We start from the raw sequence: 13,983 nt of genomic DNA on the forward strand, positions 1-13,983 counted from the left end.
ATGTCGCGATGTGAGGCGGCACGCCGTTCTTGTCAAGACCCCTGAGGTTCCTGACATCCGGGAGGGTCCTGGCTGCAGCCGGGCTCAGCGGAAAAATTTGTAGAAGGACGCGATTTTCGCGGTCGTGTTCGACGAGGTGTTCAGACGAACGCCGATCTGATTGCCGCGCGCCCACTGGACCGAGCCGTTCAGCCGACCGAGTTCCTCGGTTTCGAACACGACGCTCTGCCCTTGCGTCGCCTGGATGTCGTAGGTCAGTTGCAGGCTCATGCCCGCATCCGAGAGATCCACCACCGTGGCGCTGCTGGCCTTGTCCCGGCAGGTGACGCGCCCCATCAGTTTGAAGCGGGAGCGCGTCTCGCGTTCCATACCCGATTGTGCCGGCATTGCTGGTTTGCTCCCTTGCCCTCTAAGTTCGCGTAGAGTTACAAAATAGGGAGAAACCGTCACGAAAGCCTTGTTGGAAACGGTCGCATTCTATCGAACACGACCGTTTCCGTCAGTTTTGGCACGCTGTCGCGTCAGGTCAGCCAAATACGCGGCGGAAGATCGTATCGACATGCTTCGTGTGATAGCCGAGGTCGAATTTCTCGCGAATGTCGGTCTCCGGCAGGTAGCCGCGGACCTCTTCGTCGGCGAGCAGTTCTTCTAGGAAGTCCTTGCCCTGTTCCCAGACCCGCATCGCATTGCGCTGGACGAGGCGGTAGGCATCCTCGCGCGAGGCGCCCGCCTGCGTCAGGGCCAGAAGGACGCGCTGCGAGTGGACGAGGCCGCGGAACTTGTTGAGATTGCCCATCATGTTGTCGGGATAGACCAGCAGCTTGTCGATGACGTTGGTCAGGCGCGCGAGGGCAAAATCGAGCGTGACCGTCGCATCCGGGCCGATCATGCGCTCGACCGAGGAGTGCGAGATGTCGCGCTCGTGCCAGAGCGCCACGTTTTCCATGGCCGGGATGGAGAAGGCGCGGACCATGCGGGCAAGACCGGTCAGGTTCTCGGTCAAAACGGGGTTGCGCTTGTGCGGCATGGCCGACGAGCCCTTCTGGCCCGGAGAGAAATACTCCTCGGCTTCCAGCACTTCGGTGCGCTGAAGATGGCGGATCTCGGTTGCGACACGCTCCACCGAGGACGCGATGACGCCGAGGATGGAAAAGTACATGGCGTGGCGATCGCGCGGGATGACCTGCGTGGAGACCGGCTCGGGCTTCAGGCCGAGGGCGGCGGCGACATGCTCCTCGACGCGTGGGTCGATATTGGCGAAGGTGCCGACGGCACCCGAGATGGCGCAGGTCGCGATTTCCTCGCGGGCGGCGACGAGGCGGGCGCGGCAACGCTCGAACTCGGCATAGGCGAGCGCCAGCTTGACGCCGAAGGTGGTGGGCTCGGCATGAATGCCATGCGATCGGCCGATGGTGACGGTGTCCTTGTGCTCGAAGGCGCGGCGCTTCAGCGCCTCCAGCAGGCGGTCCATATCGGCCAGAAGCAGGTCCGTCGCCTTGACGAGCTGGACGCTGAAGCAGGTGTCGAGCACGTCCGACGAGGTCATGCCCTGGTGAACGAAACGCGCGTCGGGGCCGACGATTTCGGCGAGATGCGTGAGGAAGGCGATGACGTCATGCTTGGTGACGGCCTCGATTTCGTCGATCCGGTCGACGTCGAAGGTGGCAGCGCCGCCTTTTTCCCAGATGGTGCGGGCGGCCTCCTTGGGGATGACGCCGAGGTCGGCCAGCGCGTCGCAGGCATGGGCCTCGATTTCGAACCAGATGCGGAACTTGGTTTCGGGCGACCAGATGGCGACCATTTCCGGACGGGAATAGCGGGGGATCATCGGCTGTCAGCTTTCTCTCGGATATCGTTGGCCGAGCCTCTATCAAAGATGTCCTGCAAGCTCAACGCTGAACGCGCGTCAGCCAGAGGCTCATGCCGAGGAGGGCGGGAAGGCCGAGCGGCATATAGAGGCGAATGCCCATGACGATGAACTGGTAAATCGCGCCCGCACCTGTAAAGGCGAACTGATAGAACCAGATCCGCGTGGCGAAGGGTGCATGCCACCGCGCGAAGAACAAGCGGTACTGCAAGGCGAAGAGGATGGCGGTGACGACGATCGTCGACAGCGTCAGGCACAGAAAGCTGCCGGCAAAACGCGTCTCGGCGCGGCGACCGAGCGCAAGGCCCTGCGCGAGGAAAACCGTGATGGGGAAGGCGAGCATGCCGCCGGCAAAAAAGAGAAGGAGGATCGCCGCGATCTGGCCGGTGCCGACGCGCCCCTGCAGGAACAGGGCGGTGAAAGCGCAGAGCGCCATCAGCACGCCCCAGACCGGTGCGAGAGGCAGTCTGTCCCTCGCGCCGCGCCAGCCCGCCTGCAGCCGGGCGGCGACCCAGGCGCCGAGGCCTTGAGGCGCAGTATGTTCTGCCGGCAGCGGCGGCAGCCGCGCAGGGCTGCCGTTTCCGCTCATCCGCGACCGCTTTCCGCGAGCGCGCGCAGCCTGTCGATGGCCGCGCGATAGGCGTCCGGCGAGCCGCCGCCATAGATCGCGGATCCCGCGACGAAGACGTTGGCCCCGGCCTTGGCGGCCGTTGCGATCGTCGCTTCCGTGATGCCGCCATCGACCTCGATGTCGATCGGGCGGTCGCCGATGAGGTCGCGGACGCGGCGGATCTTGTCGAGCGTGGGGACCACGAATTTCTGGCCGCCGAAACCGGGATTGACGGTCATGACCAGGACAAGGTCCACCGTATCCAGCAGATACTCGATCGTCGCCTCCGGCGTAGCCGGATTGATGGCGACGCCGGCCTTCTTGCCCAGATTGCGGATGGTCTGCAGCGAGCGGTGCAGGTGCGGTCCGGCTTCGGCATGAACGGTGATGCTGTCGCAACCGGCCTTGGCGAAGGCTTCGAGATAGGGATCGGCCGGGGAGATCATCAGGTGGCAGTCGAAGGTGGCGTCGGTCACCGGACGCAGCGCTTTCACCACATCCGGGCCGAAGGTGATGTTCGGAACGAAATGCCCGTCCATCACATCGAGGTGGACCCAGTCGGCGCCGGCGGCCACGACGTCCCGGACCTCTTCGCCGAGCCGCGCGAAATCGGAGGCGAGGATGGAAGGGGCGATACGAATGGGACGCGGCATGCTGAAATCTCCGGGATGCGTGAGCCTCGCGATCAAGACGAGGAGAAACCCGGCATCATCGCTCTTCAGGCCGATTCCGGCTCGAATGCTGACTGCAGTAGCATTGGTCGGGGGGACCGGCAATGTCGGGAGCGATCCTGCGTTCTCGTCAGGTCGAGACAGACGCAAGATCGCGCCAGCAGGGGCGCAGGTCGCCTGCAGCCGGTGTCGCGTCGTGGACGCCGCGCGCGATCGCCCGCGCCATGGTGGAGGCGGCGGCGGCGCAGAGGTCCAGAAACGCCGCCGGATCGAGATTTCCCGGTCGCCGGCCTGTGGAAACGGCAAAGACCAGATCGCCATCGAGCGGCGTGTGCGATGGCCAGAGCGCGCGGGAGAACCCGTCATGCGCCGCGACCGCCAGACGCTTGGCTTCGGCCTTGGAGAGCGCGACATCGGTGGCGATGACGGCGATGGTCGTGTTGGCCATCGGCGCGATGGCGTCGAGCTTGGTGCGAACGGCCGTCGCGTTTGCCGGCATGGGCATGGGCAGACCAAGGCCGCCGAACTCTCCCTCCAGCTCGAAGGGGGCGGCCCAGAAGCAGGCGGTATCGCCGATGGTCGCCGAGCCGAGCGGGTTGACGGCGGCGAGCGCGCCCACCGTGATGCCGTTTGCGAGAACGGTGGAGGCCGTGCCGAGGCCGCCCTTGAGCGTTGCGGTGGCGGCGCCCGTGCCGGCGCCGACGCTGCCCGTGGCCATCTCACGCGTGGCGGCCATGGCGGCGGTGAAGCCGAGATCGCGATAGGGGCCATAGGTCCCCCAATTCTTGTCCCCGCCATTGTTGAGGTCGAACAGGATGGCGGCGGGGACGATCGGCACGATGGCCGGCCCGACCTTCAGCCCGCGGCCCATGGCGCGCAAGGCGGCCTGCACGCCCGACGCCGCATCGAGGCCGAAGGCCGAGCCGCCGGAGAGGCAGAGCGCGTCCACGGTCTGCACGCTGTTGTGGGGCTCCAGGAGATCGGTTTCGCGCGTGCCGGGCGAACCGCCCATGATCGACACGGCGGCGACGGCCGGGGGATCGCAGAGGATCGCCGTGACCCCGGACTTCAGGCTCTCGTCCTGCGCGTGGCCGACGGTCAGCCCGGGGACATCGGTCAAGGCGTTGAGGGGTCCGCGGCGAAACGTCATCTCCGCCATCTCATTCGGTCGGCAGCGGCGCATCGACGAAGCGCCCCTGCCGCCAGACCATCAGCCTGTAGGGATTGTCGGCGCGCTCGTGTCCGGCGTCGAACCGGATCGTGCCGAGAACCGTCGGATAAGGCGCTTTCTCAAGCGCATCGGCGAGCGGCGTTCCGTCCTTCAGCGCGCGATCCTTGGCCTGCTCCAACAGGCCGATCGCGGCGAAAGCGGGAAGGGTGTAGCCCTCGGGCACGAGATTGGCGGCACGCATTGCCGCCGCGGTCGGCGCGGCTTCCGGCAAGGTCTCTGCCTCCGGAAGCGTGACCGCAAGGACGCCGTCCGCCAGGGGAACCGGCTGGTCGGCCGCATCGAGCGCTTCGCCGCCCAGCAGCGTCAGCGCCAGCGTCTCGCTGGCGGCATCACGGGCGATGATCGCGACATCGCTCCGGTCGCCGCCGATCAGGACATGGGTCGCTCCGCTGCGGCCGAGGCGGCGCACGAGGCTGACCTGCTGTTCCTGGGCCGGGCGGTAAGTGTCTGAAAACACCGGCGTCAGGCCGGTCTCGGCCAGGGCGGAACGCACACCTTCCACGAGGTCGCGCCCATGGATCGTGCCGTCATCGATCAAGGCGAGGGGCTCGCCCTTCCAGCCTTCGAGGATGACGCTGGCGAGCTTTTCGGTTTCCTTGCGGGCACTCGGCACCAGCCGGTAGAACGGCCATCCGTTCTTGCGGACGTCCTCCATCAGGACATCGGAGCGGACGCTGAGGCTGATGGCGGGAACGCCGGTGCCGCCAAGGGTCGGCAGGATCGCCTCAAGGCTTTCCGTGCACAGGAAGCCGACCAGCGCTTCGGCCGCGGCCGCCGCGACGGCGGCTTTCAGGGCTTCCGCATCGCCGGCCTCGCAGGTTTCGGGAATGGCAACGACCTCCGAGCCGCGCGCCTCGGCCTGAAACCGCGCGCCTTCGAGGACCTGTCGGCCGAGCAGCGCGAGGGGGCCTTCGACCGGCGCGACGACGCCCACCTTCAGCCCGGCGGCGGTGGCCCCGGATGCATTCGCAGCAGCAAGTGTGACAACGGGCAGGAGAACGGAGAGGACGCGGAACATGGGACTTTCGACGTTACGGAGGAGACGGACGGCATATCGACGGCTTCGACCGTATCTCGGACTTCGGATCGAGGCCAGGAAAGCCCGCCTTCCCGCATGTTCGGCAATCCGGGAACCCGCGTCAAAGGAAAACCGCAAGTCCACGTCCGAGATGCCCATGTTTTCGCCGTCTTGCCGGCAAGCGTCGGTCTCTTCGGTCGATCGATCAAAGACTCCGAGGCTGAAAACCGGGACGCACGTCCTATATAAAGCGTCATGCGGCAGCGGCGTGGTTCACCCTTGCGCCGGTTCCACGATCAGGGACATTTCCATGACAATCGATGCAGACGCGCATGATCCGCTCCACCTCGCGCAGGTTTGGTCCCGGGAGGGTCGGGCGGTTGCGCTCGCCACCGTGATCGAGACCTGGGGGTCGGCGCCACGGCCGATCGGCAGCCATCTCGTCATCGACGCGGACGGCAATTTCGACGGCTCGGTTTCCGGCGGTTGCGTCGAGGGCGCCGTCGTCGCCGAAGCGGTGGATATCATCGCATCGGGCGCGGCACGGGTGCTGTCGTTCGGCGTGGCGGACGAGACGGCCTGGCAGGTCGGTTTGTCCTGCGGTGGGCAGATACGGGTTCTCGTCCAGAAGCTCGACGCCGGACTGGACCTGTCGTCCCTTAGCCGGCTTCATGATCTGCGCTCTGCCCGACAGGCCGCCGCGTCCAGCACCGAGCTTGCGACGGGTCGCGCGACGGTTTTCGGCGAGGGTGAGAGCGGACCTGAGGATGTCCGGGCGGCCTTTGCCTCGGGGTTCCCCAAGCTTTCGGCCGATGGGCTGGCGTTCATCAACATCTATCGGCCGCCGCCGCGCCTCGTCATCATCGGGGCCGTGCATATTGCCCAGGCGCTGGTGCCGATGGCCGAGATCGCAGGCTTTTCCACCCTCGTCATCGACCCGCGAACGGCCTTTGCGACGCCCGAGCGGTTCGCCGGCGTCGATCTCGCGGCGGACTGGCCGGAGGACGTGCTGCCCGAGCGACCGCTCGACGCCTATACCGCGCTCGTCGCCGTCACGCATGATCCGAAGCTCGACGATACCGCGCTGAAGGCAGCGATCGAGGCAGGCTGTTTCTATGTGGGCGCGCTCGGCAGCCGCAAGACGCATGGGCGGCGGGTCGAGCGCCTTCAGGCGCTTGGCCTCGCGCCCGAAGCGATTGCCCGTATCTCCGCCCCCATCGGCCTTTCCATCGGAGCGGCGACGCCGGCCGAGATTGCGGTTTCCATTCTCGCCGACGTGATCCAGTCGCTGCGCGCGCGGCCGGCTTCGGACAGTGCGCTGCTAGCGCCCGAACGCGCCGGGACGGTCGAGGCATGAGGTTCGGTCCTGTGCCGCTCGCCGAGGCGGAAGGCTCGGTGCTTGCCCATGCGGTGGCGCTTCCCGATCGGCGCCTTGCCAAGGGGCGGTCTCTTGGCGCCGCCGATATCGAGGCTCTCTCCGCCATCGGGATGGGCGAGATCGTGGTGGCGCGTCTCGACGCCGAGGATATCGGCGAGGACGAGGCGGCAACGCTGATCGCAACAAGGATCGCGCCGGATCATATGACATTGTCGCCGGCCTCGACCGGTCGCCTCAACCTGCATGCAGCGGTCGATGGCCTGTTCGTCGCGACGCGCGCGCGTGTCGATGGTTTCAACCGCGTCGATCCGGCCATGACGCTCGCCTGTCTTGCCGATCATGTGGCGGTGCGCGCCGGGGACATGGTCGCGACGATCAAGATCATTCCGCTCGCGGTAAACCGCCGGCGGGCCGAGGAGGCCGCGGCGATTCTCGGAGAAGCGCCCGCGTTTGCCGTCAAACCGTTTCTCGCGCACGCGGTCTCGCTCATCGCCACGACGCTGCCGTCGCTGAAACCGCAGGTGATGGACAAGACGCGCCGCGTGCTGGACGATCGACTGCGACGATCCGGAAGCTGCCTGATACGCGAGAGTCGCGTGGCGCACCGGGAAGATGCGGTTGCCGATGCGATCCGTCGGGCCATCGACGAGCCCGGGACCGAACCCGGGGCCAAACCCGGAGCTGAACTTGGGAAACGACCAAAACTGGTGATCGTCTTCGGGGCATCTGCCGTCACGGATGCAGACGACGTCATTCCCGCGGCCATCCGCCTGGCCGGAGGCACGGTCGATCATGTCGGCATGCCGGTCGATCCGGGCAATCTCCTCGTGCTCGGCACCATCGGCGATGTCAGGATCATCGGAGCGCCGGGTTGTGCGCGCAGCCCGAAGGAGAACGGCTTCGACTGGGTGCTCGACCGGCTTATCGCCGGCGAGACGGTCGGCGCAACGGAGATCACGGGCATGGGCGTCGGGGGATTGCTGGCGGAGATTCCGACCCGGCCGCGGCCGCGCGCGCGCAGCAAAGTCGATGGCAGCGAGGAGACGGCCAGGCCCCGTCTGATTGTCCGGTCCGTGGTTCTGGCCGCCGGGCAGGCGAGCCGCATGGGGGCCGCGGGGCATCACAAGCTGTTGGCGGAGTTCGATGGCGTGCCGCTCGTGCGCCGGACGACGGAGATCGCGCTTGCCGCGAGCGCTGCGCCGGTCACGGTGGTGACGGGGCATCGGGAGGCGGACATTCGCGACGCGCTGTCCGGCCTCGACCTCGTTTTTGCACAGAACGACGATTTCGCCTCCGGCATGGCCTCGTCGCTGATCACGGGTCTCGACAGCATCGGGGCGGAGGCGGACGGGATGCTGGTGCTTCTGGCGGATATGCCCGGGGTGACCGCCGACGACCTCCGCCGGCTGATCTCGGCCTTTGAGGCGCATGGGAGCGAGGACGGCGGGGAAGCCGTGGTGCGGGCCGTCTATGGCGGCAAGCGGGGCAATCCGGTGATCCTTCCGCGCGCGCTCTTTCCCGCGCTCCGCAGGCTCGAAGGCGATGTCGGCGCCCGGCATGTGATCGAGAACGGCAACCTGCCGGTCGTCGATGTCGATATCGGCCCGGCGGCGCATCTCGATCTTGACACGCCGGACGCGATCGCGGCAGCTGGCGGCGTGTTGAGGGGGTAGTCGATGGACGCGGACGCGATCGAGGATCTGTTCTCCGGTCTTGGACCGGTGACCATCAAACGCATGTTCGGCGGCAAGGGCATCTATCGCAACGGCCTGATCGTGGCGATCGATCTCAACAGCGAACTGATGCTGAAGGCCGACCGCGAGACCGCGCCTCTGTTTCAGGCTGCGGGTGCACACCAATGGAGCTACGAAGGGAAGGCCGGCAAGAAGCCGGTGTTCATGCCCTACTGGTCCATTCCCGATGTCGCGCTCGACGATCCAGACGAGATGACCCGCTGGGCCCGGCTTGCCTATGACGCCGCGGTGCGATCAGCCACGTAGATCGAGATGTGCGGCAAGAATCGCTGCGATCGCATCGGCCGCGAAGCGGGAGAGCGGCGCGGGCAGGGCGTCGAGATCGTACCAGCCGATATCGGCCAGCTTGTCCGGCTCGGTCTCCTGCGGATCGCCCTGCGTGTCGGATGTCACGTAGATCAGCGAGATCCAATGCTGCCGGTCCTCTTCGAGCACCTGCTCGCTGACGCAGAGGAAATCGATGGCATCGCCGATGACGAGCCCGCTTTCCTCGATACCCTCGCGACGCGCCGCAGACCGGCTGTCCTCCATCATGTCGACCTTGCCGCCGGTGATGGTCCAGTGCCCGCGCTCGGGCGCCTTCAATCGGCGGCAGAGCAGGATGCGGTTGTCGCGCAGGATCGCGAGACCGCAGCCGACGCCGGGGAAGTCGATGCCGGGAGCGGCCGTGTGCGAGAGGGACAAAGCGGAACTCCTCCAAGGCTTTCGGCGCGCAGAGGCGGGCCCGAACGGCTGGCGACGGGATGTGCAGAACGCAAAAAGCGCGGCGGTTCCTCGAACACGCCGCGCTTTCGCAATGCGGTGACTGTGGATCAGGCCTTGCCGGCAACCAGCATGAAGGCCGGGATCTCGTCGCCGAAGCCGACCGGGGTCGGGCCGTCGTCGTGATCGCGACGGTAGCGATTGCGCCGGTCGCGATTGTCGTCGTTGGCAGGCGAAGCCGGGCGGTGGTTCCGGGGGCCGGCATTCTGCGGCTTCGGGTCTGCCTTGCGTTCTGCTCTCACGGGTTCAATCCTTGGCTGCGCCGATACGGTTTCGATCGGAGTATCGTCTGTCTTGATGTCGGACTTGTGACTGTCGGCCTTGACGCCGTCGGCTTTCACCGCATCCGGCTTGTAGCTTTCAGCGCTGTAGCCGTCCGGCTTCGTGCCGTAGGGGCGGGGTGCATCGGGATTGTGGTCCACGACGTGGCGGGGAGCGTGATCACGCTCCCGCTCGCGTCCACGACGCTTGCCGTCACGGCCGCCCTTCTTCTCGGAGCGACCGGTGTCCGTGCTTTCCATCGGCGCCGGCAGGTCATCGAGACCGCCATTGTGCCATTCGATCTTCTGGCCGATCAGCTTTTCGATCGCATCGGACGCTTTCAGATCGCGACGGCTGACCAGCGTGAAGGCGGCACCGGAACGTCCCGCACGACCGGTCCGACCGATCCGGTGAACATAGTCTTCGGCATGGATCGGAACGTCGAAATTGAAGACGTGGCTCACATCCGGGATGTCGAGGCCGCGGGCGGCGACGTCCGAGGCGACCAGAAGCGTGATCTGGTTGTCCTTGAAGCCCGCAAGCATCTTGGTGCGCGAGCTCTGGTCCATGTCGCCGTGAAGCGCCCCGACGGAAAAGCCATGGCGGCTGAGCGAGCGGAAGAGATCGGCGACGTCGAGCTTGCGATTGCAGAAGATGATCGCGTTCTTGAGTTCGTCCTGCGAGCGGATGAGATCGCGCAGGATGGCGCGCTTCTCGTAATCCTTGCCGTGGGTGGCGACGAAACGCTGCGTCACGGTCTTGGCGGTCGAGGAGGGCGGGGCAACCTCGATCCGCTCGGGGTTCTGCAGGAAGCGGTCGGCCAGCTTCTGGATTTCCGGCGGCATGGTGGCCGAGAAGAACAGGGTCTGGCGCGTGAAGGGAATGAGCTTGGCGATGCGTTCGATATCGGGAATGAAGCCCATGTCCAGCATGCGGTCGGCTTCATCGATCACGAGGATCTCGACGCCGGTCATCAGCAGCTTGCCGCGCTCGCAATGGTCGAGCAGGCGGCCGGGCGTGCAGATCAGCACGTCAGCGCCGCGTTCCAGCTTGCGGTCCTGTTCGTCGAACGAGACGCCGCCGATGAGGAGCGCGATGTTGAGCTTATGGTTCTTGCCGTATTTCTCGAAATTCTCGGCGACCTGTGCGGCGAGTTCCCGCGTCGGCTCGAGGATCAGGGTGCGCGGCATGCGGGCGCGGGCGCGGCCCTTTTCCAGCAGCGTCAGCATCGGCAGCACGAACGAGGCCGTTTTGCCCGTTCCCGTCTGCGCGATCCCCAGGATATCGCGGCGCATCAGCGCCGGCGGAATGGCGTTCGCCTGGATGGGCGTCGGGATCGTGTAGCCCGCATCGGTAACGGCGGAGAGAACTTTTTGGCTCAGGCCAAGATCAGCAAACGTGGTCAAAGGGAAATCTGTTTCCGTTCCGGTTCAAACGAACTCTGGTGCCGCGGGCCGCGCTCTCGAGGTCCGTCGTGGGCGCTCATAGGCCCAAGCTTGCGGAAAGTCAAGAAAACTGGCGCTTTGCGGCGATCGAGACGCTCCGAGGCGGGAAATCCGTCTCGAACACGCTTGATATGGGTTTGAAATGCGGTTTTGGAAGAGGTTCAGTCGATATAGCTGCTGAGCTTCATCCCGGCGTTCAGGAAGCGCATGGGATCGACCGCATCGCCATGCAGGCGGACCTCGTAATGGAGGTGCGGGCCCGTCGAGCGGCCCGTATTGCCGGAGCGGCCGATCGCTTCTCCCGCCTTCACCACGTCGCCGACATTGACCAGAACGGTCGAGAGATGGCCGTATCGGGTATTGACGCCATTTCCGTGATCGATCTCGACCATGTTGCCATAGCCGCCATTGCGGCCGGCGACCACGACCTTGCCCGGTGCCGTCGAGCGGACGCTGGTGCCGATGGCAACGCGGAAGTCGATTCCGGCATGCAGCGCGAGCCGACCGAGGAAGGGGTCCATGCGATTGCCGAACCGGCTGGTGATGTCGCTCTGCGGGGCCGGGTTGCTGAAGGGCAGCTTGCGCACCTCGCCGCGCACCTGCTCCAGCCGAACGAGCGCCGTATCGAGTTCGACCAACTGGCGGTCGAACATATCCGTCGCTTCCGGAGCCACATAGGGCCCACCCATTCCGGTATCGCCCGTTTCCGTCATCTGACCGGCGGTATCACCCGTCGCACGGGCCTGCTCGGCCTCCGGCGTGACGGAAAGGCCGGTGCGTGCGACGATCGTCTCGATGGCATCCGTCGCGCTGATGGCGCCGGAGGTCAGCGAGGCGATCCGGTCCTTCTGCCCGCGCTCGATGTCCTTCAGGGAATGGGTGACGCGCGAGAAAAGCCGATCGGCGCGGTCGGTGATCGTGTCGCCGCCGCGCGGATCGCTGCGCGAAAACGGCGCGGCATAGGCAAGGGCGGGTCCCTTCGGCGCGGTCTTTGCGGCAAGGCCCATCAGGCGCTCGATGGCCTGGATGCCGCCGGTCGCATCCGCATGTTTTTCGGTCTCGTCCTTGTCCTTGCCGGGATCGGCAAGGCCGGAGTCCTCGGCACGCTCGATGAGGGAGCCGAGCTTGCCATGGCGCGAGGTCAGGGCCTGCTGCTGCTGGAGAAGTTTTTCGACCTTTTCCTCCACGACCTGTTGGTCGAGAAGCTGCCGGCTGGTGACGCGATCGACCTGCGCCCTGAGGGCAGAGATGCGATCCTCGTAATCGTGCTGCATGCGCGCCTGGCGCGCCATGGTGCCGCCGATGAGATCGTCGCGCAGAACGAGGTAGGAGGTCGAGGCGAGATAGCCGATGGCGAAGAGAGTGCCGATGGAGACGCCGACGGCGGTCATCCAGGGGCGAACCGTCATGTGATGGACTTTTTCGCCGCGGGCGAGGATCAGGATGGGCTGTTCCTTGCGCTTGCCGAATATCGGGCTTCCCGAACTCTGAGACACAAAACACTCCCGCCGCATGCACTTGCTGTGGGGAGAGTAGACCCTGTTAAGGTTAATATTTGCTTGCGACCGCGGTGGCCCGACGCCACCTCAGATGTTCACCGAGGCCGTCATCGAGCGATAGAACGAGGGCGTCAGTCCCGCTTCGGCCCGCGCGACATCGTTGAACGGAGCCTTCAAGGGGCCGCGGAAGTTGGCGCGCACGAGATCCTGAAAGGCGCGGGCGGGGTCCTTGCCCTCGCGGGCGCACAGGAAACGAAACCATTTGGCACCGACGGCCACGTGGCCCTTCTCGTCCTCGTAGATGATGTCGAGCACCGCGGCGCTCGCCGCATCGCCGGACTGGCGCATCTTCTCCTGCAGAGCCGGCGTCACATCGAGGCCGCGCGCTTCGAGGATCAGGGGGACGACGGCGAGGCGCGCGGTCAGGTCGTTGCGGGTATCGTGCGCCGCCTGCCACAGCCCGTCATGGGCCGGAAGATCGCCATAGTCCGCGCCGAGGTCGCGCAGCCGGTTTCGCACCAGCCGGAAATGCTTGGCCTCCTCATAGGCCACACGCATCCAGCCATCGAAGAAGGAGTTCGGCACGCGCTCGGTCGCAAATCGGGCGACGATATCCAGCGCGAGATCGACGGCATTCAGTTCGATATGCGCGATCGCATGCAGAAGCGCGATGCGCCCGCGCAGCGTCGTCAGCGCGCGCCGCGGCACACGCTGTGGCGGAATAAGCTCCGGCTTTGCGGGCCGACCGGGGCGGGCGGGGACGCTCGTGTCCAGCGGCGAGCGCAGCGACAGGCGCCGCTCGCTCCAGCGTCGAGCGGCCTCCTGCGCGAGGTCTGCCTTGAGGTCGAGATCGGAGGCGCGGATGGCGAGAGCCGCCCCGTCGCGCAGCGATCGCATGGCGAGCGACCCGTTGCCGCCGTCGCCGGCGAGGGCACCCGCCGCGGTCGGGTCCGACATCGACCCGTCCGTCACGCCGCGGCAGCCTGAACGGCAGCGAGGACCTCGTCCACGTGGCCTGGTACCTTCACCTTCTCCCAGACGCGCGTGACGATGCCGTCCGGGCCGATCAGCACGGTGGTGCGTTCCACACCCATATATTTCTTGCCGTACATGCTTTTCTCGGTCCAGACGCCATAGGCTTCGAGCGTCGTCTTCTCCTCGTCTGCCGCGAGGATGACGGCGAGGTCGTGCTTGGCGACGAACTTGTCGTGCTTCTTCGCCGAATCGGGCGACATGCCGATGACCACCGCATTTGCCGCCTCGAATGCCTTGATGTTCGCTGTGAAGGCGATCGATTCGGCGGTGCATCCGGACGTGTCGTCTTTCGGGTAGAAGAAGAGGACGACGTGGCGACCTGCCTGTTCGGCAAGAGAGACGGTTCCGCCGCCATCGCGCGGCAGGGTGAAGTCCGGCGCTTTTGCACCTGTGGAGATGACGGTCATGGTGGCTCCTGTTTTTAATCGCCTATGCTCATCGGATCGTCAGCG

Annotated in this window: 14 protein-coding genes; 3 read left to right on the forward strand and 11 right to left on the reverse strand. The window is 66.0% G+C overall.

Features of this window, described 5'->3' with window-relative positions:
* Positions 1-84: 84 nt before the first annotated feature.
* The 6 genes from C8J36_RS04160 to C8J36_RS04185 all read right to left on the reverse strand — a co-directional run bounded on the left by C8J36_RS04160 (position 85) and on the right by C8J36_RS04185 (position 5,397).
* The gene (locus C8J36_RS04160) at positions 85-387 is read right to left on the reverse strand and encodes a PilZ domain-containing protein (RefSeq protein WP_062593026.1); all 303 of its coding nucleotides are present in this window, start codon (positions 385-387) and stop codon (positions 85-87) included.
* Between the two features lie 139 nt (positions 388-526).
* Positions 527-1,828 (reverse strand): adenylosuccinate lyase, encoded by a 1,302-nt coding sequence (purB, locus tag C8J36_RS04165; protein ID WP_132532817.1) that lies wholly within the window; start codon positions 1,826-1,828, stop codon positions 527-529.
* 61 nt (positions 1,829-1,889) lie between these two features.
* The gene (locus C8J36_RS04170) at positions 1,890-2,456 is read right to left on the reverse strand and encodes a hypothetical protein (RefSeq protein WP_245506443.1); all 567 of its coding nucleotides are present in this window, start codon (positions 2,454-2,456) and stop codon (positions 1,890-1,892) included.
* Entirely contained in the window at positions 2,453-3,130 is a 678-nt protein-coding gene (gene rpe, locus C8J36_RS04175; protein WP_132532819.1) for a ribulose-phosphate 3-epimerase, read from the reverse strand. Before rpe ends, C8J36_RS04170 begins: the two co-directional genes overlap by 4 nt.
* A 148-nt stretch (positions 3,131-3,278) precedes the next feature.
* Complete coding sequence (locus C8J36_RS04180) at positions 3,279-4,298, reverse strand: P1 family peptidase (protein WP_132532821.1); 1,020 nt, start codon at positions 4,296-4,298, stop codon at positions 3,279-3,281.
* A 10-nt stretch (positions 4,299-4,308) separates the two neighbouring features.
* Complete coding sequence (locus C8J36_RS04185) at positions 4,309-5,397, reverse strand: ABC transporter substrate-binding protein (RefSeq protein WP_132532823.1); 1,089 nt, start codon at positions 5,395-5,397, stop codon at positions 4,309-4,311.
* Positions 5,398-5,707: 310 nt separating this feature from the next.
* Between C8J36_RS04185 and C8J36_RS04190 the strand changes: the two genes are divergently transcribed.
* Genes C8J36_RS04190 through C8J36_RS04200 form a run of 3 tightly spaced genes read left to right on the forward strand, consistent with a single transcriptional unit; the run spans position 5,708 to position 8,775 of the window.
* Positions 5,708-6,754, forward strand: a complete 1,047-nt coding sequence (locus C8J36_RS04190; RefSeq protein WP_132532825.1) for an XdhC family protein — start codon at positions 5,708-5,710, stop codon at positions 6,752-6,754.
* Complete coding sequence (locus C8J36_RS04195) at positions 6,751-8,448, forward strand: molybdopterin-binding/glycosyltransferase family 2 protein (RefSeq protein WP_132532827.1); 1,698 nt, start codon at positions 6,751-6,753, stop codon at positions 8,446-8,448. The genes C8J36_RS04190 and C8J36_RS04195 overlap by 4 nt, the downstream gene beginning before the upstream one ends.
* A 3-nt stretch (positions 8,449-8,451) precedes the next feature.
* Entirely contained in the window at positions 8,452-8,775 is a 324-nt protein-coding gene (locus tag C8J36_RS04200; RefSeq protein WP_132532829.1) for a TfoX/Sxy family protein, read from the forward strand.
* On the opposite strand, the gene C8J36_RS04205 is transcribed toward C8J36_RS04200, so the two are convergent.
* The 5 genes from C8J36_RS04205 to C8J36_RS04225 form a co-directional block, all read right to left on the reverse strand.
* Entirely contained in the window at positions 8,764-9,213 is a 450-nt protein-coding gene (locus C8J36_RS04205; protein WP_132532831.1) for an NUDIX domain-containing protein, read from the reverse strand. The two genes, C8J36_RS04200 and C8J36_RS04205, sit on opposite strands and share 12 nt — an antisense overlap.
* Before the next feature lie 128 nt (positions 9,214-9,341).
* Positions 9,342-10,958 carry a DEAD/DEAH box helicase gene (locus C8J36_RS04210; RefSeq protein WP_132532833.1) on the reverse strand — a complete coding sequence of 539 codons (1,617 nt, stop codon included), beginning with the start codon at positions 10,956-10,958 and terminating at the stop codon, positions 9,342-9,344.
* Between the two features lie 200 nt (positions 10,959-11,158).
* On the reverse strand, positions 11,159-12,493 hold the full coding sequence (locus C8J36_RS04215) for a M23 family metallopeptidase (RefSeq protein ID WP_245506444.1): 1,335 nt from the start codon (positions 12,491-12,493) through the stop codon (positions 11,159-11,161).
* Positions 12,494-12,583: 90 nt separating this feature from the next.
* Positions 12,584-13,393 carry a ferritin-like domain-containing protein gene (locus C8J36_RS04220; protein WP_132533052.1) on the reverse strand — a complete coding sequence of 270 codons (810 nt, stop codon included), beginning with the start codon at positions 13,391-13,393 and terminating at the stop codon, positions 12,584-12,586.
* A 71-nt stretch (positions 13,394-13,464) separates the two neighbouring features.
* Complete coding sequence (locus tag C8J36_RS04225; protein WP_132532837.1) at positions 13,465-13,938, reverse strand: peroxiredoxin; 474 nt, start codon at positions 13,936-13,938, stop codon at positions 13,465-13,467.
* Positions 13,939-13,983: the final 45 nt, after the last annotated feature.

Source organism: Rhizobium sp. PP-F2F-G48 (genome assembly GCF_004342335.1).
Classification (GTDB): Bacteria; Pseudomonadota; Alphaproteobacteria; order Rhizobiales; family Rhizobiaceae; genus Ferranicluibacter.